We start from the raw sequence: 25,429 nt of genomic DNA on the forward strand, positions 1-25,429 counted from the left end.
AGCCACGTAAAAATCTTTGCCATGAACCTAATGTTTGTACCTTAGCACGAAATAATTGCTACACAGGTATGAACAAAAAGATCAGAAAAGAAGACGCGCTATACTACCACTCCAAGGGTCGGCCGGGTAAAATCCAGGTTATTCCGACCAAGGAAACCAGCACGCAACGAGACCTTTCACTGGCCTACTCTCCCGGAGTTGCAGAGCCCTGTCTTGAAATCGCCGACAATGTCGAAAATGCCTATTTGTACACTGCAAAGGGTAATCTGGTTGCAGTAATCAGCAATGGAACTGCGGTTCTTGGCCTGGGCGATATCGGCCCCGAAGCTTCCAAGCCTGTTATGGAAGGAAAGGGTTTGCTCTTTAAGATATATGCTGATATCGATGTTTTTGACATTGAATTAAATACCAAAGATGTGGACGAATTTGTCCGCACTGTAAAAATCCTTGAACCTACTTTTGGCGGTGTAAACCTGGAAGATATCAAGGCTCCGGAATGCTTCGAAATAGAAGCGAGATTGAAAAAGGAGCTGAATATCCCGGTCATGCACGACGATCAGCACGGTACCGCCATTATCAGCGCTGCAGCCATGCTCAATGCATTGAAGCTCGTAAAAAAAGACATTGCCAACATTCGCGTAGTAGTGTCAGGAGCCGGCGCATCGGCAGTGTCCTGTACCAAGCTTTACATTTCACTGGGCGTTGATCCCAAGAATGTGGCGATGTTTGATACAAAAGGACATATTCACAATGGCCGCACGGACCTGAGTGATATGAAGAAGCAATTTGCGACCGATATCGCTTACGATTCGCTTGATGCTGCAATGGTAGGAGCTGATATATTCCTTGGCTTGTCTACCGCTGATATCGTTTCCAAAGAGATGGTGAAATCCATGGCGAAAGATCCCATTGTACTCGCCATGGCGAACCCGAACCCGGAGATACCGTACCCCGACGCGGTTGAGGCGAGAGAAGACGTAATTATGGCTACAGGCCGCTCCGATTACCCTAACCAGGTTAATAACGTACTTGGTTTTCCATACATCTTCCGCGGCGCGCTCGACGTAAGAGCTACCGAGATCAACGAAGAAATGAAGCTGGCGGCAGTACACGCGCTGGCCGACCTGGCTACAAAGCCCGTCCCTGATATCGTGAACCTGGCCTACAATGAGACCAACATTGTTTTTGGCAAAAACTACATTATCCCAAAGCCGGTTGACCCCCGCCTGCTGACTACCGTGGCACCTGCGGTCGCAAAAGCAGCGATCGAAACGGGAGTAGCCCGCAAGATCATTACCGATTGGGATGCTTACGAGCAGGAATTGTCAAGCCGCCTGGGTCGCAATGAGCAGATTTCAAGAGTAATCCTGAACAAAGCGAAACTAGCCCCGAAACGCGTGGTATTCGCAGATGCAGAAAATATCCAGGTACTAAGGGCCGCACAGCAAGTGCGCGACGAAGGGATTGCGATTCCGATTCTTCTAGGAAGCAAGGAAACGATCCTGCACCTGATCCACGAAAGTAAGCTGGACCTGGGCGATGTTTCTATCGTGGACCCGCGTGCCGAAGAAAACGAGCATATCATTGAAACTTACGCAGCCAAGCTTTACGAGAAAAGACAACGTAAAGGATTGACTCCGATAGAGGCCCGCAGGACCATTTATTTCAAGAGCTACTTCGGCTCTATGATGGTGGAAAACGGTGAGGCCGACGCATTCATTTCCGGACTTACACGTACTTATCCTGACACGATCCGTCCGGCGCTGCATGTAATCGGGAAAGGAGCCGGCGTAAATAAGGTAGCAGGTATGTACATTCTGCTCACACCACGCGGCCCGCTCTTCTTCTCGGATACCACTGTCAATCTTGATCCTACTGTTGATGAACTCGTAGAAATCACCGAATTGACGGCCAAGGCAGTCGAGCGATTCAACATTCAGCCCAGGATTGCATTGGTAACTTATGCCAACTACGGAAGTGCAGGCGGTAAAGACGCCGAGAAAATGCGGGAAGCAACTGCAATTTTGAAGAAGAGAAACCCGGCGATGGTTGTAGAAGGAGAAATGCAGGCGCACCTTGCATTCAACACCGAACTCTTGAAAGAAAACCACCCGTTCAGCGACCTGGTTGAAGGAGGCGCAAACACGCTCATTTTCCCAAATCTATCGGCCAGCAACATCGCCTATAACCTGCTCAAAGAAGCAGCAGAACTAGAAACAATCGGACCGATCCTGCTCGGAATGAAAAAACCCGTTCACGTACTCCAACTCGGAAGCTCCGTAAGAGAAATCGTAAACATGGTAGCGATTGCAGTGGTGGAAGCGCAGATGAAGGGTTGAAGTTAATTTTGAATGATTGAATGATTGAATACTTTAATGAGTGAATTATGAATGAGTGAATGAGTGAATATCTGAATAAGTGAATTTTGAGTTAGTGAATGCTTTTGCTGAAATGGATAGATCCTTTTATTATCTCTAAGTCTAAACTTTCCGAAAAGGTTAACATTAAATCAAAACTCAAAATCCACTCATTCACTCATTCACTCATTCACTCATTCAATCATTCAAAATTGATTAATTCACTCATTCACTCATTCACTCATTCAGTCATTCACTCATTCAAAATTCCTCACTCAACCACTACCCTATAAAGCGGCGTGTGGATTTGCTTTAGTTTTGCTTCGGGGAATTTGATTACTTTTCTGTCGTAGGTCATTAGCCCGTTTGTTTCTATCTCTACGTCTGTTGTTTGGGTGTAAACTGCGGCGGAGAGTCCTTTCTTGATTAAAGCTTCAAATCTGCCGATGAACGTTTCGTAGCGTTTGTAAAGGTCTTCCTGGTTTTTGAAGCTCTGGTATCCCCAGTTATCTTTTTGCTGCCAGGTATGCTGGTCGACAGGTAAACCTAGTCCGCCAAATTCTCCCAGAACAATAATCTGCTTTTGCCCAAACAGCTCGGGTTTCGGCATAGCGGGTGCCGGGTAATTGTGCAGGTCAATAATGTGGCCGACCGGGAAAAAGTTACCGCCACTTGCGCTGTTTACCAGCCGACTCGGATCATACTTCATGGTCCACTCGGTAATTTCCTTTGTTTTAAACTGTCCCCAGGCCTCGTTGAATGGTACCCACACCACAATCGACGGGAAAAAGCGGTTGGCATCCATGATCGCCTTCCATTCTGTTCTGAAAATATTCTCCGATTCAGGGGTGCGCTCGCGCTCGGTTTCATCGCCGGTAATACCCGGATGTTGGCCCCAGTTATTACCCATGTCGCCGCTTGGCATATCCTGCCAAACCAGCATACCCAGCTCATCGCAGTAGCGGTACCAGCGCGCCGGCTCCACTTTTACGTGTTTACGGATCATGTTGAAGCCCATTTCCTTCGTCTTCACAATATCAAACTTCAAAGCTTCGTCGCTTGGCGCGGTATACAGTCCGTCCGGCCACCAGCCCTGATCCAGAGGCCCGTATTGAAACAAAAATTTATTGTTCAAGGTCATTCTTTGAATGCCATTTTTATCCGGCTGCATGGCAATCTTGCGCATTGCAAAGTAGCTTTTGGCCTCATCCACTACTTTCCCGTTTCTAACCAGTACAACCGTAAGGTCATACAAAAATGGGCTGTCCGGTGACCATAGCTTGGGATTTGCAATATTCAGCTCGGCACCGGCGTCTGGGGCAACTTCCATCTCCGCTACCTTATTGGCACCATCGAATGCAGTGAACCTGACCTTATCGCCCGTCTTCGCATTCCTGATTTCGGATGTAATGCGCACAACTTGCTTGTCGATGTCAGGTACCGGCGTCAATGCGGCAATGTGAGTGGTAGGGACAGTTTCCAGCCAGACTGTCTGCCAGATCCCCGTGACCGGTGTATACCAGATTGCGTGGGGATTTTTGATCTGCTTACCCCGTGGCTGTGGCCCGTCGCTGCTCGGGTCCCATACTTTCACAGTAATTTCCTGCTGCTTCTTTTTGACCAAAAGATCCGTTATGTCAAAAGAAAATGGATCGTAACCACCCTGGTGCGTACCCGCCGGCTTTCCATTTACAAATACATCACACTTCCAGTCAACAGCTCCGAAATGCAGCAGCACGCGCTGGTCTTTGAGTTTTGGTGAAAAATCAATGGTACGCTGGTACCACAGCACACTATCCTTGCCCACAGTGCGACCTACGCCTGACAACGCAGATTCAACAGCAAAAGGAACCAGGATCTTACCGTCGAACGCAGCGGGTTTTGTCTCTGCTGCGGCTTGCGGAACAATGGAGTAATTCCACAAACCATTGATATTTTGCCAATTACCACGCACCAGTTGCGGCCGTGGATATTCGGCATGTACTGTCGCCGGCGAAACTTTCTCGGCCCATTCTGTAACGATCTTACCTTGTTTATACTTCCATTCAGTCGCATTTTGCGCTTGCAGGATCGGGGCCGTAATAAAAAAGGCGCCAAGGTAAAGGAGTACTTTTTTCATTCAATTAAGGATTACTGAAAAATATTTAAACTAGTTATTTCAAAAGGTGCATACCAGCGGGCTTTACTGTGACCGGAATACGCATTGGCGCAATGCTATTGGCGCGCATACTTTTGAAAGAATGAAAATACGAACTGAGCCGGAAATGCAAACATTAGTTATTAGATTTGAGTAAGTCACTCTAATTACGATAACATGAAACAGCTTTCTGCAATGCTTCTTTCTGTGCTTAGCCTTCCTGTTTTTGCGCAGGATTTTTCAGATAAAATGACCGTCGTTATTCACGGCGGCGCTGGTACTATCACACGCGCTAACATGAGCCCTGAAAAGGAAAAAGCTTATAAAGCAGCTTTAAATGAAGCATTACAGAAGGGTTATGCAGTTCTGAAAAATGGAGGCACCAGCGTAGAGGCTGTTGAGGCCACGATCCACGTAATGGAGAACTCTCCGCTATTCAATGCAGGAAAGGGGGCGGTGTTTACAAACGAGGGCAAAAACGAACTCGACGCATCCGTAATGGAAGGCAAAACGCTTAAAGCCGGCGCCGTGGCAGGTGTAACGAACATCAAGAATCCGATCAGTGCGGCAATTGCAGTGATGAATAAATCGGAGCACGTGATGATGGCAGGGCCTGGCGCTGAGAAGTTTGCCAAAGAACAGGGTCTCGAAATCGTCGATCCGTCTTACTTCTATACCGAAGCACGGTTTAATGCACTGGAAAAAGCAAAATCGGCTGACAAAACAGAGCTAGACCACGATGCAAAGGAAGAAAAGCAGATCAGGAAAGCACCTAAGACCGGAAGAATGGAGCAGCGCGAGCTCATTTTCACAGAAGGCCGAAAGTTCGGAACAGTCGGATGTGTAGCTCTGGACAAGTTTGGCAACCTGGCAGCAGGTACTTCCACGGGCGGCATGACGAACAAGAAATACGGTCGCATAGGCGACGCGCCGATCATAGGAGCTGGTACTTACGCCAATAATGCCACCTGTGCAGTTTCGGCGACTGGTCACGGAGAGTACTTTATCCGCTCGGTTGTGGCCCACGATATCTCTGCATTAATGGAATACAAAGGGCTTTCTTTGCAGGAAGCAGCCGACGAAGTGGTGATGAAGAAACTTGTCGAACGCGGCGGCGAGGGTGGTATTATCGCATTGGACAGGAATGGAAATGTTACAATGCCTTTCAACAGCGAAGGAATGTACCGGGGGTATATTAAAAGCAATGGAAAAAGTGAGGTACTGATCTATAAAGACTGATTTTTAATCTAATAACAACAAAAAAACAGGTGCGCGACAATCCACGTTTATCTGCATTTCTTTCTGTCTGCAACCATACAAAAGCGCAAGCTTTTAACGTTGTGATTTCAGTATGTAACTTAACGCCGCCTTTCATCTCTATGAAATCAATCTACGGAATACTTTTTCTGATAGCGTTGTTTTGTAACGCAGCTAATGCTACCCATTTTAAGGGCGGCGAGATCCTGGCCAAGCATGTTTCGGGTTTAACCTATGGGATCACCGTAAGATTATATCTTGATACACAGGTGGGCCAGGGAGCAACTGATGCAATGTCGGAAGTTACCGTTTGCTTTGGTAACGGCACCACACTTAATGTACGGAGGACGAAAGTTGCGCCACTGCCGAGTAATGCAAATATACTCGTTGCTGACTTTGAGGACCAGTACACCTTTGCTTCTGCAGGGGTCTTTCAAATATCTGCTTCCATTGAAAACCGCAGCGCCGGGTATCTTAATCTTGAAAATTCACAATTGACACCGGCATTCCTTTGGACGGTTATAGACGTCACTGCAAGGAATTCTACACCTGTCTTACCTTACCTAAACTTCGATGCAGGTGTTAAGCAAGTGTTCTCAGTTGATCTTAGTCCAACTGTTCCGGATGCGGACAGCGTTTCTGTCAAAGTCCACAAGCTGAGCAAAGGCTCTCCCGGCACTTGCGGCGTTCGCATGATCGATCGCGCCTACCTCTTCCCCAATGAAATTACCAGTAACGGTACATTCAAGGTAGATCCTGCCTCTAACAGGCTGGTTTGGACTGCACCGGAGTTGGTTGGGAATTACCTTTTTGCAATGGTCGTGACAGAATGGAGAGCTGGCAATATCATTTCCGAAAGTTACCGTGAGGGCAGCATTACTGTTGTTGATAAGCCCGGCCCGCCGGTTGAAATTCCTCCTTATGAGTCCGCAGAATTCGGAAATCCGATTACTTCCATTCCGAAGGTAAGTTCGACAGAAGTTTCAATGGCGATAGAAGCTTATCCTGTGCCGACGGATGACATTGTGACTGTAAAAGCATACAGCAAAACAAAAGCCGTGATTCGTCTGCAGCTGGTTGACTTGAATGGAAGGATTCTGAGGGAGATATCTTCAAAAGCACCTGTTATCTCAGTTCAGGAGGAGTTTGACCTGCGTAACATGGCGCATGGAGTTTACCTGATCCGCGCAGATAATGCGACTCACTCGGTTACTCAAAAGGTTGTACGCTGATTAATTCCCCGAAACTTCCTGCAAGTCAGGAGTAAGGTCTATAGAAGTGATCTGATCTTTGAAAAGCAAACCTTTCAGCAGCATTTCTTTGATCATCGACAAGTGCGTGTAAGTGATCATATGACCCGCATTATCCAGGAAAATATACTGCGCCCGCTTACTCTTGATATGTTTTTTGGCAAAATCAATGTTACCCGGATCTGCAATCCAGTCATTTCCGCCCTGGATAACAGTAGTAGGAACATACAGATTGTTCCACACAGGCAGCAGCTTTTTCAGTTCGTCTGAATGGCTGTACTTTTCAGCAGTCGCTGTATTGAATTCACCAGGGAGGAAAAGCTGTATGAAGGAATTCCTGCCCCATTTCGAAAACCAGTAGAATTTTTCTTTCTCAGGATCGATTACCGGCGAAACCATGAAAAGTTCTTTTACCTGGTCAGGAACCAGCGAAACGAGCTTTGCAGCGATCGGAGCTCCGTAAGAACGGCCGAGTACAGTAACCTTTTCTTTGCTTTTATTTAACTCAAAAACGGGTAGCAATGCATTCGCTTGAGTAGCAATGGAGGTAACAAACCGTCTTTTTTTGAGTCTCGATTTACCATACCCTACCCTGTCGACTGACACGATGTGGAAGCGCTTCTGCAAATCTTCATCATCCATTAAATTCATATATCCCCAAAGCGAGCCTGGCGCGCCGTGGATCAGTAGCAGCATTGGTAAAGTATCGGCGCCCACGCTGGCAATGCAGAGAGAAAGCGTATCATTTTTGATAATGCGCTCGGTAGGTTTGACTTTCTTTTGAGCGTAATGCTTCCTTACCTGTTTCGCAGAGATGATGTATTTCGAAAAACAGGAGCTAAGAGAAGCCGAAATAAATAGCAATAAGGCGGCTGTCCGAAGGAATTTAAAACGAGGCATACAAGGTATTGTTACTGCATTTACAATCCACAGGATACTTAATATACGACCAAAAGGTCAAAAAGCGTGCCGTTATTTGGTTTTTTTTGAAGAATTTAAAACAAACAAATTTTTCCCGGCGTTTCTTTGTTGTTGAAAAACCAAACGTCCTGCTATCTCAGACTTGCGACTCAATCTACTTTCTTAATGACTGCCAGCCACCAGAACTCATTTTTCCAGCGCCTGACGGAGCAAAATGAAAAATACCGCTACAAGCTTCCATCCAGACAAGACGCGGGGAAATTCATTCAGGACCTGATCAACTTCCTGTTTCCGATCAGTCAGGATTGCCCGAGTTGTCCTTCCAAAGACCTGGCGATGAAATACGCGGATCTGAGAAAGGACCTGGATTATATGCTGCAGCCATTGTTACCTGAGCTCAACAAAGACGCAAACGAGATCCTGGACGAGATATTTACGGGCATTCCTGAGATCTACGAAATGCTCCTGAAAGATGCCAAATCCATCACCGATAATGATCCGGCTTCCGTAAGCATTGAAGAAGTGATTGCAGTGTACCCCGGGTTCACGGCGATTGCTACTTACCGCTTCGCCCACCTTTTTGCGCATTGCGGTATCCCATTATTGCCCAGAATGCTGACTGAGTTCGCGCATAGCCAGACCGGGATCGATATTCATCCGAATGCAGTAATCGGCCATTCTTTTTTCATCGACCACGGCACCGGAGTAGTAATCGGCGAAACGACGCACATCGGTAACAATGTAAAATTATATCAGGGGGTTACGCTTGGGGCAACGCACGTTTCCAAATCGCTCGCTTCACGCAAGCGACATCCTACGATCGAGGACAATGTGGTGGTTTATGCAAATGCCACGATCCTGGGAGGAGAAACTGTGATCGGGCACGATTCGATTATCGGCGGAAATGCCTGGTTAGTAAGAAGCGTACCTCCATTTTCCCAGGTTTATCACCAAAGTAAAATAGAGATACGCCCGCAATCTGCTGCAACTACATAATACTGCGGATAAATCTTCTTACGCCTTCCATATAAATGGGCTCAGCCTGGGAGAATGCATATCTCGGCTGAGTTGTCATGGTAATACCGATGAAACCAAAGGTCAGGCACCACCATTCGTAGTAAGTCTTTGTTACAGCTTCCCCGGACTTTGGTCTCAGGCCCGCTATCATTTCCCAAACCGGGTTTCCCTTGATGCTCATTGCTTGCGAAAAAGCTTTTTTAGAATCACAATAAGCTCCTTCCAGATTAAACATCACCTGAAATACTTCGGGATTCTCAACAGCGAAGTTCCAGATCTTCTGGGCGACTTCCACAAGCTGCTTCTGCGGATTGCTGAAATGACCCTTTATCTTGATAAACTCGGCTTGCAGATGATCGAAACCTTCCAGACGGATCGCCTCCAACAGCTTATCCTTGCTATCAAAATATTCGTAGAGAATGGGGGGACTATATTCAATTACGTCAGCAATTTTGCGAATCGAGACAGCAGTCCAGCCGTCTTCACGGGCGATGTCTTTTGCTGTTTTAACGATGTCCGAACGTACCTGTATTTTAAGCCGTTCTCTTCGTTCTACTATTCCCATGCTTGAGTAGTATTTTGGGGTTGAGTGAGAATGATGTCTTTCAAATATAGTGATATACAACTTACTGCTCAAGAGAGCTCCCCGGCTTATTTGCAAAAATTCTTCCTGATTTTAAGATTTTTAAGAACAAAGTGCGTCCGTTAAATCCAGGCGCGGGTTAGAAAATTTTACGGGTGAAAAATTTTTTTTACCCGTTTTTAATGCGTTTATTCTGGTTTTCTGATAAGACCGCCTTTCTCGATCTTTTCAACCAACCGATAATTTGCATCCTGCGCCCGCACCTTCCCGCGGCCGTCTTCGCTAATCCTAAGGTTGTTCTGGTACAAATCCAGTCGCACTGATTTCTGATTATCATTTGCATAATTCCTAAGCACAATCCGCATTTGGTTTTTGAGCTGCTCGTCGAGTACGGGAAAGCAGATATCAATGCGTCGATGCAGGTTCCGGTGGGTCCAATCGCAAGAACTCAGGAAAATCTCATCATTGCCACGATTGGCAAAATGGAAGATCCGCGTATTTTCAAGATAGCGGTCCACGTGGCGGCTCACAATGATATTGTCGCTGATAGAAGGCAGCCCGGATATCAGCCCGCAGCTTTCACTGACCATCACATGCACCGGTACTCCGGCTTGTCCCGCCTGGTACAGCTTGTCGATCAGAATGTGATCTTGTAGTTGATTTATTTTAATAGTAATAAATGATTTGAGGCCTGCATTGCAGTTCGCGATCTCGCGGTCTATCAGGTCCATCAACTTTTTCTGTAATGTAAACTGCGTAACAAAAAGGTAGTTAAATGGAAGGTACTTGTATTTTTTTGGCTCGTCCTGCGTAGATAAGTAGCCGAAGAGCAGTTCGAGTTCGTTGGTCAGCTCGCGGTGGTGTGTCAGCAAAGCATGGTCGACTATTTCCCGGCTGGTAAGTCTGTAAAAGCCCCCGGTACCTAAGAATGCGTAACGCTCCCACCCTTTCTGCACTTTCCGCTTGATCAACGCCATTTTTGCATGCACTTTCAACCCTGGGACACTCAGGATGATCTTCACGCCGGCATCACGCATTTTCCGCGACCATTGCAGGTTTTCCTGAATATCCATTTTGTTATTCAGCTCCACATAGGTTGTTACCCGTTTTCCATTCCTGGCAGCGCTGATCAATGAGTTCAGAATGAACGAATTCGGGCTGATCTTGTATAAGGAAACGTGAATCTCCCGCACATGCGGATCGACTGCTGCTTCATTGAAAAACCGCACTATAGGCTCATAAGACTGATACGGAAGATGCACCAGCTGATCGCCTTTCTGAATTGCTTCAAAAATAGAGGTATTTTCCTCAAAACCTGGATTGTGGATCGGACGCTGGTGCGGATAATCGAGCCTGCGTGACAATGCAGGAAAGCGGCTAAAATCCTGCAAAAACAGGTAATCGCCGCGCTCGTGAAATTCATTCATCGGTATTGCTACCTTATTCACCAGGTATTCCCGCATATAAAGCGGCATTCCCGACTCATAAAAATACTGCGAGGGTTGAATAAAATTGCGCTTTTCCAGCTGTTTGAGAATGCGTTGCGCAATTTGCATCGGGTACTCATCTTCAATGGAGAGTTCTGTTTCGCGCTCCACGCGGACTGTATAACTTTCCAGCACATTGAAGCCTGGGAAAAGCAGCCGGAGGTTTTCACGAATAATATCCTCCATAAAAGCAACATGCTTTTTCCCATCCCATTCAGGCAGTTCCAGGAACCTCCCGAAAGGCTCAGATGGTATGTTCACCGTCGCATACCAATCCTCCTCAGAATCTTCCAGATGTTGCAAACGGACAACCAGATACAGCTGTTTGGATTCGAAAATCGGCGTTTTAGAGGATCGTTTGGAATCTAAGAACACCGGCTGCAAATACCTGAAAAGCTTGTCAATGAAAAACTTACGGATAAACGGCAGGTGCTCTGCCGCAAATGCTTCCCGGTAATACAAATGCACGCCCTGTTCCTTCAATGCAGGCAGAATACTAGCTGTCAGTATCTCATTGAACTCGCGCAACTGATTTTCAATAGTTTCGCTGACATGTTCCAGCAGTGACTCAGGGAAAAGGTAGAGTTTTGAGCGAATATCATTGCTTACCTCACACATCGCCAGTAGACTCGGAATGCGGACCCGGTAAAATTCCTTGGTCTGATAAGCATACATTCCCAAAAAGCGGAGCCGCTCCCTTACCGGCACTGTTTCGTCATTTGCTTCCAGTAAAAAACGGTAATTATTGGACAGCCAACTCAGATTGGTATCAAAGTAGGGATAAGCAACATCTATCATTTAGGCGGGGTGAAAAAGATTCAAATTTGGTCACAATATAAATACATTTGAGTGGTAAGGGTATAACTTTGCACCACAAAATATAACTCTGTACGATCATCGTTCACTGTTATATTTTGCTTAAAATCTAATTTCAGTTGAATATGCGTTATCAATTATTGGGCCGGTCGGGGCTTAGAGTTTCTGAGGTTTGTCTGGGAACTATGACCTTTGGAAAAGAATGGGGCTGGGGAGCGGATAAACACGAGAGTTACAAAATTTTTGAAGCGTTTGCTGCTGCGGGCGGTAACTTCATTGATACAGCGAACAGATACACAGAAGGATCTTCTGAAAAGTATGTAGGCGAGTTCATTGAGAGTGACCGTGACAGATGGGTACTTGCTACCAAATACACCCTCAAAGACAAAAATGACGATCTGAACTTCGCTGGTAACCACCGGAAGAACATGATGCGCTCAGTTACTTCCAGCTTGAAAAGACTCAATACCGAATATATCGACCTGCTTTGGGTGCATTTGTGGGACAATACAACTCCGACAGAAGAAGTAATGCGCGGCCTCGACGATCTTGTCACAAGAGGTCTGGTGCATTACATTGGTATCTCTGACACGCCTGCCTGGATTGTTTCTCAGGCAAACACTATTGCCGATTTCAGGGGATGGAATGCATTTGCGGCCATTCAGTTTGAGTATTCTTTGTTGCAAAGAACACCAGAGCGGGACCTGCTTCCAATGGCGAAAGCACTGGATTTGGCGGTTACGCCATGGGGCGCGATTGGCGGCGGCGCGCTGACAGGAAAATATTTGAGGGGAGAAAAAGGCCGGGTGCCGGATCACAGCAGCCGCCGAAGCGAACATAGTAGCAACATTGCGCAAACTGTGGTAGATGTGGCCAACGAACTCGGCGTTACTCCGGCACAAATTGCAATCAATTGGACCAGGCACAGGAACCAGGTAATGATCCCTATTATTGGCGCTTCAAAGGAACACCAGATCAAAGATTCGCTCGGCTGTCTGGACTTTACCCTTCCCGAAGCTGCATTGCAAAAATTGAATGCGGCAAGTCAGATTGAGCTCGGTTTCCCGCATGAATTTCTCAAATCGGACGGTGTCAAGGAAGAAGCCTTCGGGGGATTATTTGAGAAGCTGGATAATCATAGGGGCTAGCTTGGATTACTTCGGCTGTCGGCAGTCGGGTGTCAGACTTTGAATACTTCGGCTTTCGGCTGTCGGCTATCAGACTTTGTATACTTCGGCTTTCGGCTGTCGGCTATCAGACTTTGTGTACTTCGGCTTTCGGCTATCAGACTAAAAAAAGCCGACAGCTGATTGCCGACGGCCGAAGTCAAAAAAACTACTTCCCCCATTGATCAGGGGCCTCGCGCCAGGCGCTCAGGCTTTCTACCTGGGAAGCAGACACATAGTTATGCTCCAAAGCGGTTTCTATCAATGCATTATAGTTACTGATCGTACTCAGCTTTACATCCTTTTCTTTGAAGTTATTGGCCGCAACTTCAAACCCATAAGTAAAAATCGCGATCATCCCAGCCACTTCGATGCCGGCTGCTCTGAGCACGTCCACTACTTTCAGCGAGCTTCCGCCTGTCGAAATCAGGTCTTCAATGATGATTACCGATTGACCAGCTTCCAGCCTTCCTTCGATCTGGTTGCCCATTCCATGCTTTTTCGGTTCCGGGCGCACGTATGCGAAAGGCAGTTCAAGTAAGTCGGCCACCAATGCACCTTGCGCAATTCCGCCGGTTGCAACCCCAACTACCGCCTGCACGCCAGGATATTCCTGTTTCACCAGATCAGCCAGTGTCTTTTTGATGAATGTGCGGGTATCAGGATAAGATAATGCGACGCGATTATCGCAATAAATAGGCGATAACCAGCCTGAACTCCATTGAAATGGCTTGTCGGGACTCAACTTGATCGCTTGTGCTTCAAGCAATAGTTCTGCTACTCTTTTACTGATATCTGAACCGTTTAGCATATTATTCTTCTGATTCTTCTTCTTTATTATGATTTACGACTAACAACTTATCAATTCTGCTGCGATCCATATCCACTACCTCAAACTCGAAGTTGCGCCAGCTGAACCTCTCACCTGTGCTCGGAATATTTTTGAGAATATGGAGCACAAATCCGCCCAGAGTGTTAAATCCAACCAGCTCTCTACGGTCAGGTTCGGGAAGATTAATGTTGAAATACTGAATAAAATCGTCAAAAGGTAACTGTGCGTCAATCAGAAAACTTCCGTCGTCGCGTTTCACAATTTCGGATGCTTCTTCGATATCTTCGGAGATGTCGCCGACCAGCGCGTCCATAATGTCGTGCATTGTTAAAATCCCCAGCATACCTCCATATTCATCGACGATGATACCAAAGTAAACGCGCTGCTGCTTGAACTTCTCCAAAGCCTGGTAAGCGCGGTTGCTTTCCGGCAGGTAAACAGGGTCGCGCACGATTGTATTCAATGTGGCCAGTTGAGATTCAATGTCAGTCGCAATCAGATCTTTAACATATACCAACCCGACCACATCGTCGACAGTATCCCGGCAAACCGGATAAATGGAATGGCGGCTTTCGAAGATCTTGGCTTTATTTTCTTCTACAGTATCTTCCAGATCGAGCCAGACAATTTCCTGCCTATTGGTCATCAGCGAAGTAACTTTGCGATCCCCGAGCTGAAATACGTTGTGCACGATCTCCTGCTCGATTTCTTCGAACACCCCGCCGGAAGTTCCTTCCTGGATCAGGCTCTTGATCTCCTCTTCCGTAACCGCATTTTCACTTTGCCGGATATTCAGCACCTTGATGATGAGGTCGCTCGAAATTCCCAGTAATGCAATAAATGGCGCAGTAATCTTGGAAAGCAGGTTCATGGGAGTAGCCATGAACTTCGAAATCGCCTCGGGATTTGACATTCCGATACGCTTAGGTACCAACTCGCCCAATACCAGCGAGAGATAAGTGATAAACACCAGCACACTTCCAACTGCCAGCGAGTGGCTGTAAGCTTGCAGGTAAGGCACATTGTTGATCATGCGCTCGAAGTCAGCGGTGATATTGTCTCCACTGTACATACCCGTCAGAAGTCCGATCAGCGTAATGCCGATCTGAACTGTTGATAAAAACCGGGTTGGTGAGTTGGCTAGATTTAATGCCGCCTTTGCAGTGGCATCGCCACCTTTGGCAGCAGCTTCTAATCGGGACTTGCGGGAAGATACAAGTGCGATCTCGGACATGGAGAAGATACCATTGAGAAGCACAAGTAGTAAAATTATCAGTAGTTCCAAGAACTGTGTATTTGATATGGTTACAAATTTATCAATAATAATCACTGTCTAAACTAAACAGTTTACTTAATTTTGACGGTGATTCACGTACCATTTGAAAAATGACCATTTTTTTTGACGACCGTCCATTCAAAATTGTACGGACCAATCAGCTCTCCCCGGAAACATCCCAATTTGATCAGATCGTGGATTTGCGGCTGGAAAAATTGCAGAAGAGCATGTTTACCGGACATACTCTGTTCCTTAATGCAACCGCAACCACAGTTCTGCAAGTAGTTCAGCTGCTGGAAAAGGAGTTTCCGCGGCAAATGCTCTCGATTACAATGGCTACAAAAGAAAAAGCCGACATCGAGGAAAAGATCAAAGGCCAGTACAAAGTGATCAAGGCGGCCGGCGGTGTGGTGGTAAAAGACGGAAAATGGCTGTTTATGTACCGCCGGAAAAAGTGGGACCTGCCCAAAGGAAAGCTCGATAAGGGAGAAGATTCAAGGACAGCCGCTATTCGCGAAATAGAAGAAGAGACTGGCGTAAAATCAATTATCAAATCAAAAATCTGCACTACCTGGCATACCTATACTCTTAATAACAACCGCATTCTGAAACGTACGAAATGGTACCTGTGCGACAGTATCGACGATTCTAAAATGAAGCCGCAGGCAGAAGAGCAGATAGAAAAGCTGGACTGGTACTCCCCTGAGGACGCGAAGCCGCTCCTGATCAACTCTTACAGCTCGATCCGGTTTGTCCTCGACAGTCTGAATAAAATGCGCAGCGTAAAAAAATCAGGGAAGTAAATCAAATCTGAGAATTGATCTGGTTCAGTTCTGAGAGCGAGTATGGCAGGAAATTATCTACTTCCTGCCCATATCTGTGCAAGTCGCGGATAATACTGGAACTGATCGGCGCCAGAGCGGGCGAAGTGATCAGGAAAACGGTTTCAATCTCTTCATACAAATACCTGTTCACCTGCGAAATGCCATTTTCGTATTCAAAATCGGTGGTATTTCGCAGGCCGCGCAGCAGGAATGTTGCACCTAATTCCCGGGCGGTATGCGCGGTAAGGTCGTCGTAGGTGATCACCTTTACATTCGGGTAGGAAGCGAAGGTTTTCTCAATCATTTCCTTCATCACGTCGAGTGGGAAGTATCTCTTCTTCGTCGCATTGTTACCAATACCGATCACGACCTGGTCAAAGAGCCGCAGACCTCTCAGAACGATGTCCTCGTGTCCTCTCGTAAATGGATCAAAAGAACCGGGAAACAATGCAATGCGCTCCATAAGTGATAGTTATAAGCCCTAAGATGAGACAAGATAGGTATTAAATAGACCAAAATACCTGTGACCCGGCACTTCGGCGCACTGGCTGTTATACTTCAATGTAGTTGGTCGCCCTCCTATTTGCAAGCCGGGCAGAAAATGCGAAAGCTCCTGATATGCATCGGCGGTGGCAGAAATGTCGCCGTAACAGAGCACTTTTACTTCCTCAGGCTCGTAGCCAAGCTGGCCTAATGTAAAAAGAACAATGTAAGCCATTTCATGTACCTCTTTGAACCTAAACCGGTTGCACAAAATCAGCTGCTGACTTTCGGTGACTGTGATCGTAAATTGATCTTTCTCAAAATAAAGCGAAACAATCCTGATTTCCTGGTGTTCCAGGTGGCTCACCAATGCACCAATCACGAGCGGACTGGTAAAATGATAAAACGAAAGGTGCGACGATCTAAAATGGTTCAGGATCCATTCATGCCAGCTTTGCCGCATTGAAAACACGGTATGCGCATGAACCAGCGGCAACTCGTGATGGAGTACAATATCCTGCTTCAAAGGTGCATTTCCGGCTGAAAAAGATAGGTAACCGGCTGCATGCTGTTCGTCGAAAAGTAAATTGGGGACCAAACTGAAAAGTCCGGAATTAACAGAAATACGGACTGAATTCCAGGCGCTGGAAGACCATAGTAAATGTCCTGTAAATACTCTTTTTACCTTTTCGAAAAGCTCCTCCTGCGTAAGTGTCTGGTCAAGCGCATAGTCTTCCAGCCAGACGCATTCCATATTTTCTTCCTTGACAATGCAAAAACGAATCTGCTGATCGCCGAACTCGATGCAAAGTGTACTGGAAGGAATATTAGCCGGGTCAAAGGTCTGATCACCTACGAGTAAGGTAGGGATGATTTCAATGACCTGGTTTTCAGTATTTGCCACAATAAATGGGAGTAATTGCTTTTAACGACATTCACGTCTAAGCAGCGGGAATGTATTTATCTATTTCAAAAATGTCCTGCAAAGAATTCAGGTTTGAGAAAAGCCTGTGAACCTGTGTGGTTTTCAACTTCCTGATTTCCTCTAATGAAAGGAACGCCACATCCTCGATAATCTGTCCACCTGCCGAAAGTTCCGGATCAATGCCCCGGGAGATTTGTCCCTGAATTTGCAGGATCTCGAAAAACAACTCGATTGCGTGGAGTGGCGTTTGAATGTGCTCGTTTACAAAAAGTAACCGGCCTATCTCTGCTTCCAAGCCCGTTTCCTCAGCTATTTCCCTGACCAATGCATCTGGCGCTTTCTCGCCAAACTGAACACCACCACCAGGCGGACTCCAGAACGGTTCGTCGGCGCCGTAAAGCTGGTGACGCACCAGCAGAATGCGTTCATTTTGAATGCAAATACCGCAAGCCCGAACCCGCACGCGTCCACCAAATACCTCGGCTATTTCTGTCGCTACCCTTTGCAAAGCCTGTTTTTGAAGAACAAATATAACTATCCCGACATATTTGGCAAGATATAGTTCACCCTCCGGAATGACTGTCCGTACTGAATTGCAAAGATTGCCAATTTGTATTCAGATCATTTTCAGGAATAAGGACTGCCCGAAATGTAGCTTTCGAGCGTGCTGATATGCTCCTTTTGCTCGTGGATAATAGCGGATACAATGTCATTGATTGAGATAATGCCGACCAATGTACCGTTTTGATTGACAGGCAAATGGCGGATATGTTTGTCAGACATGATCTGCATACATTCCTCGATCTTGTCAAGGGTTTCCACCGTAATAACCTTGCTTGTCATTACTTCCCTGATCAAAGTGTCGCGCGACGCCCTGCCTTGCAGGATCACCTTTCTTGCATAATCCCTTTCAGAAAAAATCCCTATCAGTTCTTCATCTTCCAGTACCAAAACTGCACCAATGTTTTTTGCGGCCATGAGTTCGAGCGCCTCAAACACCGTATTGTCTTGCGTAACCGACCAAATCGCATTGACAGGCTTGTTGCCCATTACATGTTGTACTAGCATAGATGTTTAGGTTTGGAGTTGTGAGGTAAAAGGGATTTCAATATAGACAAATGGCCTGTTAAAATCCAACTAATTCTGAGTATATTTTTGTTACAGAAGAGGCATTTTGATATTGTTCAAGGTTCCGCTAGATTCGTCTCCATGGATACCGATAAAATGCTGCCTTCCCAGCTGCTACGAAAAAAATTCCCTTTCAGACCTACCGAGGGCCAGTTGCGCTTCTTTGAGCAAGCCAACGATTTCCTGGTTGAGGAAAAAGGACTGGAACGTTACCGGGATTGCTTTTTGCTGAAAGGTTATGCAGGAACCGGTAAGACTACCATTATTAGTACGCTGATTAAAGTGCTGAAAAACTTTGGCTACAAATCCGTTCTGCTTGCACCGACAGGCCGGGCGGCAAAGGTTATGTCGGGCTACTCGGACAAGATCGCATTGACCATCCACAAGAAAATCTACAAGCAGACCGCAGACGCATACTCGGGCACGCTGACGTTCCAGCGGCAGAAGAACTACCATGACAACACGCTTTTCATCGTGGATGAGGCCTCGATGATCACCAATGAAGCTGATTTTGGAAGCCGCAGCCTCCTGGCCGATCTGGTCGACTTCGTTTTTGAAAATCCCGGAAATAAGCTGATGCTGGTAGGTGACGTGGCGCAGCTGCCGCCTGTGGGTAAAGAATTAAGTCCGGCACTGGACAGGGAGTATCTTGAAAAAACATACTATATGTCTGTTTTTCAGGAAGAACTGAAGGAGGTAATGCGCCAGGACGAGCAATCGGGCATTCTCTACAATGCGACTTTACTTCGCGAACAGCTCGCATCAGAAAAGCCCGAGATACAAATTACCACGCGCTCTTTCCAGGATGTTTACAAAATGACAGGCGAGCGGCTGGAAGAAGGATTGCGTTATGCGTACGATAAATACGGACAGGAAAACGCGATCATCCTGACGCGGTCCAACAAATCGGCTGTGCAGTACAATGAGTTCATACGGAGAGTGATCAACTTTTCGGAAGAAGAACTCGACGCAGGCGACCGGCTGATGGTAGTGCGTAATAACTACAATATCCTGGACGAAGATTCACCTGCCGGGTTCATCGCGAATGGCGATTTTGTGGAACTGCTGAAAATAAGGAAAACGCAGGAAATACATGGATTCAGGTTCGCCGACGTGACTTTGCGACTTACGGATTACGAAAAACAGCCGGAATTTGACGCCAAAATTTTCCTCGACACGCTGCATTCATCTTCCCCGTCAATGTCCTCGGAAGATAACCGCAAGCTGTACGACAGTGTGCAGCAGGATTATATGGATATTAAATCCAATAAAGAAAGACTGGAAGCATTGCGTAAAGATCCTTTTCTGAATGCATTGCAGGTCAAATTCGCCTACGCGCTTACTTGCCACAAAGCCCAGGGCGGTCAATGGAGTTCCGTCTTCGTAGACCAGGGTTATTTACCTCAGGAGCAGATTAATGCAGAATTTATCCGGTGGCTTTACACTGCCATTACGAGGGCTACGGATGAAGTTTTCCTGATGAACTTTCATCCGCATTTCTTTCGCTAGTACTCCCCTACTCTTGCGTTGCGGCCCGCTTTAGTCTATCGTTGACCGCCAGTCCAAGCCCGGTCATCGGTACCCATTCTGCGACTATCGCTTTTGCATCGGACTTATCCAGCTCGCGCAAGTAAGCAAAAAGATTGTGCGCAGCTTCGCGCAGATCGCCCGTTTCGCTAAGGACAAACTGGTATTTCCTATCAATATTTTCCAGATAATGGTCAAAAAGCAGGTAGCCCATTCCTGTTGGATTAACAGAATGCATTTCATCCCGCGTCAACATTCGCAGTGACTTCCGCGGCGAATAGTGGCTTTTAAGCATCCCCGGCGCTTTTGGGTTGGAGGAGGAAACAGCAGTGAGCCGCACTTTTCCTGCTATCTCCTCAATCTCGCGCACATCAAGACCGCCTAACCTGAAAACAACTACTTCACCATCCTCAAAACCAACGATCGTTGACTCGATCCCTACCTCACAATCACCGCCATCGAGAATGTAAGGTATCTTATCGCCGAGTTGTGCATTGACGTGTCCGGCGGCTGTGGGACTAATATAGCCGAAAGGATTAGCGCTCGGAGCGGCAAGCGGGAAATCAACTAGGCTCAACAGCTCCAGCAATATGGGGTGACGGGGAATGCGCACGGCCACGGTGTCCAGCCCAGAGGTTACCAGATCAGGTATATTGTTCTTTTTCGGGAGCAGCAAAGTCAGCGGGCCGGGCCAGAAACGTTCAGCCAGCGCCCGGGCAGCAGATGGAAATTCTGCAACAAAACTGCTTGCCTTTGCAATCGAATCTGTATGAATAATTAAAGGATCGAATGCGGGTCGGTTTTTGGTCTCAAAGATGGAAAGGACAGCTTTTTCATTCAGCGCATTGCCTGCGAGCCCATATACCGTTTCAGTTGGTATACCTACCAGTTCTCCTTTAATCAAAAACTCTTTTGCAACCAGTATATCTTTTCCGATCTCAGCCAATGGAGTATCCCGTTTTTTGGTGCAAAAATACTTGCCTGGCCATTAAATCCGGCACTATCCCATTTAGATTCTTTTTAAATAACCTTGAATATTGAAGCCGACAGCGGCTCTTATTTAAACGGTGTTTATATTTATTGATCAAAAAATACTATCTAAATAACCCTTTACCTATGTTTCAAATCAAAGAACAACCTACCGTTTTTGATGTATGCATTGTGGGCTCCGGAGCAGGAGGTGGAATGGCAGCCTATCAACTTGCAAAAGCGGGCGCGAAGGTTGCACTTTTAGAAGCTGGCGGATATTTTGACCCAGCTGATCCTAAATACATTACACAATTAAAGTGGCCTTATGAGTCACCTCGCCGCGGTGCTAGCAACCACCGCCCGTTCGGTGATTTCGACGCAGCCTGGGGTGGCTGGGAAATTGAAGGGGAACCCTATACCCGCAAGAATGGTACCCAATTTGACTGGTTCCGGTCGCGCATGTTAGGTGGCCGTACTAACCACTGGGGACGGATTTCACTGCGTTTCGGTCCAAAAGATTTTAAAAGAAAAAGCATCGACGGATTAGGCGATGACTGGCCGATCAGCTACGATGACGTGAAACCATATTACGACCAGGTTGATAAGCTGATCGGGGTTTTTGGTACAGTTGAAAACATGGATAACGAGCCGGACGGGATCTTTCTTCCTCCGCCCAAACCACGTTTGCACGAGCTTTTCATCAAACAAGCAGGTAAAAAGGTAAATGTACCTGTTATACCTTCCCGCCTCTCGATCCTGACCAAACCGATCAATGATCAGCGCGGGGTTTGTTTTTACTGCAGCCAGTGCTCGCGCGCCTGCCAGGCTTATGCTGACTTTTCATCGTCTTCCGTACTTTGTATTCCTGCGGTCAAAACCGGAAACGTGACGCTGATCAACAATGCAATGTGCCGCGAAGTGCTTACCGACCCTACAACCGGACTCGCTACTGGCGTTTCCTATGTGGACAGAGAGAAGCTTACCGAGCATACCATAAAAGCGAAAGTAGTTGTACTTGCAGCCAGCGCAGCTGAATCTGCAAGATTGCTGCTGAACTCGAAGTCGGAGCGCCACCCTAATGGACTTGCAAATTCAAGCGGCGTAGTTGGCCGGTACCTGCACGATTCAACAGGCGCATCTCGCGGCGCATTCCTACCACACTTAATGGACAGAAAACGCTACAATGAAGATGGCGTTGGCGGAATGCACGTTTATACACCCTGGTGGCTGGACAACAAAAAACTGGATTTCCCAAGAGGTTACCACATTGAATACGGCGGCGGAATGGGAATGCCGAGCTACGGTTTCGGTTCCGGAATTGAGAACTTGAATGGGAAGTACCCGACTGCTGCGGGCGTAACGAAGCCGGCCGGCGGCTACGGTTCTTCACTGAAAGAAGATTACCGTCGTTTTTACGGAGCAAACATCGGAATGGCTGGTCGCGGCGAAGCTGTTCCTGATTTTAACAACTATGCCGAGATCGATCCTACGGTTGTTGATAAATACGGTATCCCTGTTTTGCGCTTTCACTACAAATGGTCTGACTACGAGATCAAGCAGGCGAAGCACATGCACGATACCTTCGAAGAGTTGATTCATGCACTGGGTGGTGTGGCAAACGGTGTGAAGCCGGGAGCGGATACTAACTACGGACTTGCTGCGCCGGGCCGCATTATCCACGAAGTGGGTACCGTACGTATGGGCGACGATCCGAAAACGTCCGCGCTCAATAAGTTCTCACAGGCGCACGATGCGAAAAACGTATTCGTAGTTGACGGAGGTTCTTTCGTTTCCCAGGCTGACAAAAACCCAACCTGGACTATCCTCGCATTGTCATGGAGAGCTTCCGATTACATTATCGATCAGGTAAAACAGAAAAATATTTAATTGTTTGAACAAAGTTTCAAATCAGATATATGAAACGTAGAGATTCACTCAAAGCATTAACCCTCAGTTCTCTGGGAATTACCGCACTCAGTCCGCAAGTTGCACTTGCAGAGCAGAGAGAGCTGGAAACACAAATGCCGCCCGAGACCCCGCTTAAAATTCCGGGTGGAAGAACAAAAGATGAAGCGATCCGCGATGCGCGTTTGATGAAGGAGAAATTCCTGACAGCAGCAGAAATGGCTACCATCAAGGTTTTGGTTGACATTATCATTCCTGCAGATGAAAAATCAGGTAGCGCGACACAGGCCGGCGTTCCTGATTTCATTGAATTCATCGTGAAAGATATGCCGCAAAACCAGACGCCTCTACGCGGAGGATTGAAATGGCTGGATCGCGAATCCAGCAAACGTTTTGGTAAAATCTTCACGCTTGCAACCAAGGCGCAGCAGATCCAGATTGTAGATGATATTGCTTATCCTGAGAAGGCCAAACCTATTTACAGTCAGGGAGTTGCATTCTTCAACTTAATGCGCAATCTGACAGCTTCGGGTTACTACACTTCCAAAATCGGCATTGCTGACCTTGGCTACATGGGCAACACACCGAATGTTTGGGAAGGTGTACCTGCCGATGTGTTAAAGCAATATGGTCTGAGCTACGATTAATTTTTTATTATACTATTGAAGACCCCGGTTGTGAAAACGACTGGGGTTTTTCATTTTTAGCCGGGGAATAATTAACAAGATCCGGTATGTAAAGGAAGCACACCTTAACGGACCCTATTGACTTAGTTCGCAGCACGGGCACACACACGCTCGCCAGACAACTGTGAACTATGCTCCCTATCTCTCCTCACCGTGTGCTCGTTGCTTTCATTTGGTTAATGGTTTTCGTAATCATCACCGTATTTTGGGCAACAGTTTTTTATTACGCATACAACTTTCCGTATTACGACGACTTTCAATCCATCGTTTTATTTTTGACTAATTACATTAAGTCGGAAAATGCGTGGGATAAGCTTGGACTGTTTTTCGAGCAGAATTTCGAGCATCGTGTAGTACTCGCGAAGCTCCTGACGCTGCTTGTATTCCTGGTGACTGGTCAGTTGAACATCAAACTCCTCATCATTCTCGGCGATCTGAGCTTGCTTGGAATGCTCTTACTGATGTACTGCTTCCTAATAAAACAGCAGTTATCACTTCCGGCATTCTTTGCGATCGTTTGTCTGCTATTCCAGGTCCAGCACTATGAAGACACCATTTCATGGGCAACTTGCAGTCTCCAACATGCGCCGTGCCTTTTCCTGTCCATGTGGAGCTTTTATCTGGCGCTGAACGGCCGCAAGATCTTCTGGAGTAGTATCCTAGCGATTGTTGCGCTGCTGACAAGCGCGAATGGACTGTTTACCGTTTTCATTATTCTCATCCTTACAGGGTTTTCCACTGTCCCCAGAATTGTAAAGGTGACTCAGGCCGCAGTGCTATTAATGATTACAGGCCTGCATTTGCTGACGATCAAGATACATTCCGGTTCTATCATCGATCACGTTTTCGATAATATTGGCGTTAAATCGATGTTGCTGCTTTCGTTTGTTGGTCAACTAGCTGACACTAATTTCACCAATAGCCTTGTTCCAAGCATTGTGCTTGGAGCAGTGTTCCTATTTCCTGTTGTAATAACTTTGGCTAAAATCATCACCGGCACTGCGTCCCAGTTGACGCAAGTACAATGGTTTAGCGTTATCGGGATTGCTTCACTTCTCTTCGTAGGATTTTTGATAGTGTTTGCGCGCGGTAGCATGCCCGACTTTTACGGCTACCGGCTGGATCGTTACAAAATATATTCCGCATTTTTCGGAATTTTCTCCGTCACTTTCTATGACAGTTGCGTCAAAAACTGCAAAGCGGTATCGGTTTCAAAATGGTTTGTAGCAGCGGGCGCGTTTATCTTTTGTGTCGGCTCCTACTACTTCTATTTCGAGAAGATTACGAATTTTAACAGGGAAATCAGCGCGAATGAACTGAATTACCAATGGAGCAAAACAGTCTACTATCCGGTTATCTATGAAGATCCGGGCCTGAGAGACAATATGGATTTTGCTCAAAGCTCTTTTATGCAGTCTCAGAACACCCGGTTGGCGAAGCTGATCAGCAACATCGACTGGCGCGAAGGTGCAGGGGAGATTAAAGTGGATTTTCAGGAAATGCCTGACTGCTTTGTTATTAAGAAGATAAGACAAGAACCAGAAATCCGGTTAGGCGACGAGCTTTATATTGTTGCCACCAATGCAGCTAATCACCAACCCAGATATTTTTGCCTGGCATCAAACAACTATCTTCCGTCAGTTCGATTTTTTTATTCCAATTTCAAAAGATCTGTCAGCTCTGAATTTGCCGCTACTATCTACAAAAAGAAGTTAGCCCCTGGAAAATACGTGTTGCATCTGCTCTCAATTGAGGATGGTCATTCAGTGACCCATCATACAATAACAAACGTTTCTTTTGAACGGGATTAAAGAAAAGAACGGAATTGCACATGATCCGATTCACTGTTTCGAATCTTAATTCTGCCATACCAGAAACAAAAT

Annotated in this window: 21 protein-coding genes; 10 read left to right on the plus strand and 11 right to left on the minus strand. The window is 46.6% G+C overall.

Going from position 1 to position 25,429, the window contains the following annotated elements; all coding sequences use genetic code 11:
- The first annotated feature begins 68 nt into the window (after nucleotides 1-68).
- On the plus strand, nucleotides 69-2,339 hold the full coding sequence (locus Q369_RS0107915) for an NADP-dependent malic enzyme (protein WP_031527266.1): 2,271 nt from the start codon (nucleotides 69-71) through the stop codon (nucleotides 2,337-2,339).
- A gap of 289 nt (nucleotides 2,340-2,628) precedes the next feature.
- Here Q369_RS0107915 and Q369_RS0107920 read toward each other — a convergent pair whose 3' ends face one another.
- Nucleotides 2,629-4,476 (minus strand): glycoside hydrolase family 2 protein, encoded by a 1,848-nt coding sequence (locus Q369_RS0107920; RefSeq protein WP_031527267.1) that lies wholly within the window; start codon nucleotides 4,474-4,476, stop codon nucleotides 2,629-2,631.
- Nucleotides 4,477-4,671: 195 nt separating this feature from the next.
- Between Q369_RS0107920 and Q369_RS0107925 the strand changes: the two genes are divergently transcribed.
- The gene (locus Q369_RS0107925; RefSeq protein WP_031527268.1) at nucleotides 4,672-5,733 is read left to right on the plus strand and encodes an isoaspartyl peptidase/L-asparaginase family protein; all 1,062 of its coding nucleotides are present in this window, start codon (nucleotides 4,672-4,674) and stop codon (nucleotides 5,731-5,733) included.
- A gap of 140 nt (nucleotides 5,734-5,873) precedes the next feature.
- Nucleotides 5,874-6,983 (plus strand): T9SS type A sorting domain-containing protein, encoded by a 1,110-nt coding sequence (locus Q369_RS0107930; protein ID WP_031527269.1) that lies wholly within the window; start codon nucleotides 5,874-5,876, stop codon nucleotides 6,981-6,983.
- Here Q369_RS0107930 and Q369_RS0107935 read toward each other — a convergent pair whose 3' ends face one another.
- Entirely contained in the window at nucleotides 6,984-7,901 is a 918-nt protein-coding gene (locus tag Q369_RS0107935; RefSeq protein ID WP_031527270.1) for an alpha/beta fold hydrolase, read from the minus strand.
- A 186-nt stretch (nucleotides 7,902-8,087) separates the two neighbouring features.
- Here Q369_RS0107935 and epsC point away from each other — a divergent pair, with 186 nt between their 5' ends.
- On the plus strand, nucleotides 8,088-8,918 hold the full coding sequence (gene epsC / locus Q369_RS0107940) for a serine O-acetyltransferase EpsC (protein ID WP_031527271.1): 831 nt from the start codon (nucleotides 8,088-8,090) through the stop codon (nucleotides 8,916-8,918).
- On the opposite strand, the gene Q369_RS0107945 is transcribed toward epsC, so the two are convergent.
- The gene (locus tag Q369_RS0107945) at nucleotides 8,911-9,504 is read right to left on the minus strand and encodes a TetR/AcrR family transcriptional regulator (protein WP_031527272.1); all 594 of its coding nucleotides are present in this window, start codon (nucleotides 9,502-9,504) and stop codon (nucleotides 8,911-8,913) included. The two genes, epsC and Q369_RS0107945, sit on opposite strands and share 8 nt — an antisense overlap.
- A gap of 206 nt (nucleotides 9,505-9,710) precedes the next feature.
- Nucleotides 9,711-11,807 (minus strand): polyphosphate kinase 1, encoded by a 2,097-nt coding sequence (ppk1, locus tag Q369_RS0107950; protein WP_031527273.1) that lies wholly within the window; start codon nucleotides 11,805-11,807, stop codon nucleotides 9,711-9,713.
- A 143-nt stretch (nucleotides 11,808-11,950) separates the two neighbouring features.
- Between ppk1 and Q369_RS0107955 the strand changes: the two genes are divergently transcribed.
- Nucleotides 11,951-12,973: an aldo/keto reductase gene (locus Q369_RS0107955; protein ID WP_031527274.1), complete on the plus strand. Its 1,023-nt coding sequence runs from the start codon at nucleotides 11,951-11,953 to the stop codon at nucleotides 12,971-12,973.
- A 187-nt stretch (nucleotides 12,974-13,160) separates the two neighbouring features.
- Here Q369_RS0107955 and pyrE read toward each other — a convergent pair whose 3' ends face one another.
- Both pyrE and Q369_RS0107965 read right to left on the minus strand, forming a co-directional pair.
- Entirely contained in the window at nucleotides 13,161-13,802 is a 642-nt protein-coding gene (gene pyrE, locus Q369_RS0107960) for an orotate phosphoribosyltransferase (RefSeq protein ID WP_031527275.1), read from the minus strand.
- Nucleotide 13,803: 1 nt separating this feature from the next.
- Nucleotides 13,804-15,108, minus strand: a complete 1,305-nt coding sequence (locus tag Q369_RS0107965) for a hemolysin family protein (protein ID WP_084165675.1) — start codon at nucleotides 15,106-15,108, stop codon at nucleotides 13,804-13,806.
- A 101-nt stretch (nucleotides 15,109-15,209) separates the two neighbouring features.
- On the opposite strand from Q369_RS0107965, the gene Q369_RS0107970 reads away from it, so the two are divergent.
- Complete coding sequence (locus Q369_RS0107970) at nucleotides 15,210-15,902, plus strand: NUDIX hydrolase (protein WP_031527277.1); 693 nt, start codon at nucleotides 15,210-15,212, stop codon at nucleotides 15,900-15,902.
- A gap of 1 nt (nucleotide 15,903) precedes the next feature.
- Here the strand turns inward: Q369_RS0107970 and coaD are convergent, their stop codons facing one another.
- From coaD to Q369_RS0107990, 4 genes are all read right to left on the minus strand, one after another.
- The gene (gene coaD / locus Q369_RS0107975) at nucleotides 15,904-16,386 is read right to left on the minus strand and encodes a pantetheine-phosphate adenylyltransferase (protein ID WP_031527278.1); all 483 of its coding nucleotides are present in this window, start codon (nucleotides 16,384-16,386) and stop codon (nucleotides 15,904-15,906) included.
- Nucleotides 16,387-16,404: 18 nt separating this feature from the next.
- Nucleotides 16,405-17,310 carry a DUF3822 family protein gene (locus tag Q369_RS0107980; RefSeq protein WP_031527279.1) on the minus strand — a complete coding sequence of 302 codons (906 nt, stop codon included), beginning with the start codon at nucleotides 17,308-17,310 and terminating at the stop codon, nucleotides 16,405-16,407.
- A 37-nt stretch (nucleotides 17,311-17,347) separates the two neighbouring features.
- Nucleotides 17,348-17,839 carry an NUDIX domain-containing protein gene (locus tag Q369_RS0107985; protein ID WP_031527280.1) on the minus strand — a complete coding sequence of 164 codons (492 nt, stop codon included), beginning with the start codon at nucleotides 17,837-17,839 and terminating at the stop codon, nucleotides 17,348-17,350.
- Between the two features lie 119 nt (nucleotides 17,840-17,958).
- The gene (locus Q369_RS0107990; protein ID WP_031527281.1) at nucleotides 17,959-18,399 is read right to left on the minus strand and encodes a CBS domain-containing protein; all 441 of its coding nucleotides are present in this window, start codon (nucleotides 18,397-18,399) and stop codon (nucleotides 17,959-17,961) included.
- 141 nt (nucleotides 18,400-18,540) lie between these two features.
- On the opposite strand from Q369_RS0107990, the gene Q369_RS0107995 reads away from it, so the two are divergent.
- A complete protein-coding gene (locus Q369_RS0107995; protein ID WP_031527282.1) occupies nucleotides 18,541-19,968 on the plus strand; it encodes an ATP-dependent DNA helicase in 1,428 nt (475 codons plus the stop codon).
- 7 nt (nucleotides 19,969-19,975) lie between these two features.
- On the opposite strand, the gene Q369_RS0108000 is transcribed toward Q369_RS0107995, so the two are convergent.
- Nucleotides 19,976-20,932, minus strand: coding sequence for an L-threonylcarbamoyladenylate synthase (locus Q369_RS0108000; protein WP_031527283.1), 957 nt, complete (start codon nucleotides 20,930-20,932; stop codon nucleotides 19,976-19,978).
- 170 nt (nucleotides 20,933-21,102) lie between these two features.
- Between Q369_RS0108000 and Q369_RS0108005 the strand changes: the two genes are divergently transcribed.
- The 3 genes from Q369_RS0108005 (at nucleotide 21,103) to Q369_RS0108015 (ending at nucleotide 25,357) form a co-directional block, all read left to right on the plus strand.
- Nucleotides 21,103-22,842, plus strand: a complete 1,740-nt coding sequence (locus Q369_RS0108005) for a GMC oxidoreductase (RefSeq protein WP_031527284.1) — start codon at nucleotides 21,103-21,105, stop codon at nucleotides 22,840-22,842.
- 29 nt (nucleotides 22,843-22,871) lie between these two features.
- On the plus strand, nucleotides 22,872-23,507 hold the full coding sequence (locus tag Q369_RS0108010) for a gluconate 2-dehydrogenase subunit 3 family protein (protein WP_031527285.1): 636 nt from the start codon (nucleotides 22,872-22,874) through the stop codon (nucleotides 23,505-23,507).
- Nucleotides 23,508-23,677: 170 nt separating this feature from the next.
- Nucleotides 23,678-25,357, plus strand: coding sequence for a hypothetical protein (locus tag Q369_RS0108015; protein ID WP_157488100.1), 1,680 nt, complete (start codon nucleotides 23,678-23,680; stop codon nucleotides 25,355-25,357).
- The last annotated feature ends 72 nt before the right edge of the window (nucleotides 25,358-25,429 follow it).

This window comes from Dyadobacter crusticola DSM 16708 (genome assembly GCF_000701505.1).
GTDB lineage: Bacteria > Bacteroidota > Bacteroidia > Cytophagales > Spirosomataceae > Dyadobacter > Dyadobacter crusticola.

Bases quoted from the DNA above. Each gene is read 5' to 3' on its own strand.
- Q369_RS0107990 (WP_031527281.1), bottom strand. From the start codon at position 18,399: ATGCTAGTACAACATGTAATGGGCAACAAGCCTGTCAATGCGATTTGG.
- ppk1 (WP_031527273.1), bottom strand. From the start codon at position 11,807: ATGATAGATGTTGCTTATCCCTACTTTGATACCAATCTGAGTTGGCTG.
- Q369_RS0107935 (WP_031527270.1), bottom strand. From the start codon at position 7,901: ATGCCTCGTTTTAAATTCCTTCGGACAGCCGCCTTATTGCTATTTATT.
- Q369_RS0107995 (WP_031527282.1), top strand. From the start codon at position 18,541: ATGGATACCGATAAAATGCTGCCTTCCCAGCTGCTACGAAAAAAATTC.
- Q369_RS0107955 (WP_031527274.1), top strand. From the start codon at position 11,951: ATGCGTTATCAATTATTGGGCCGGTCGGGGCTTAGAGTTTCTGAGGTT.
- Q369_RS0107970 (WP_031527277.1), top strand. From the start codon at position 15,210: ATGACCATTTTTTTTGACGACCGTCCATTCAAAATTGTACGGACCAAT.
- Q369_RS0107920 (WP_031527267.1), bottom strand. From the start codon at position 4,476: ATGAAAAAAGTACTCCTTTACCTTGGCGCCTTTTTTATTACGGCCCCG.
- Q369_RS0108010 (WP_031527285.1), top strand. From the start codon at position 22,872: ATGAAACGTAGAGATTCACTCAAAGCATTAACCCTCAGTTCTCTGGGA.
- pyrE (WP_031527275.1), bottom strand. From the start codon at position 13,802: ATGCTAAACGGTTCAGATATCAGTAAAAGAGTAGCAGAACTATTGCTT.
- Q369_RS0107915 (WP_031527266.1), top strand. From the start codon at position 69: ATGAACAAAAAGATCAGAAAAGAAGACGCGCTATACTACCACTCCAAG.
- Q369_RS0108005 (WP_031527284.1), top strand. From the start codon at position 21,103: ATGTTTCAAATCAAAGAACAACCTACCGTTTTTGATGTATGCATTGTG.
- Q369_RS0108015 (WP_157488100.1), top strand. From the start codon at position 23,678: ATGCTCCCTATCTCTCCTCACCGTGTGCTCGTTGCTTTCATTTGGTTA.
- coaD (WP_031527278.1), bottom strand. From the start codon at position 16,386: ATGGAGCGCATTGCATTGTTTCCCGGTTCTTTTGATCCATTTACGAGA.
- Q369_RS0107930 (WP_031527269.1), top strand. From the start codon at position 5,874: ATGAAATCAATCTACGGAATACTTTTTCTGATAGCGTTGTTTTGTAAC.
- epsC (WP_031527271.1), top strand. From the start codon at position 8,088: ATGACTGCCAGCCACCAGAACTCATTTTTCCAGCGCCTGACGGAGCAA.
- Q369_RS0107925 (WP_031527268.1), top strand. From the start codon at position 4,672: ATGAAACAGCTTTCTGCAATGCTTCTTTCTGTGCTTAGCCTTCCTGTT.
- Q369_RS0107945 (WP_031527272.1), bottom strand. From the start codon at position 9,504: ATGGGAATAGTAGAACGAAGAGAACGGCTTAAAATACAGGTACGTTCG.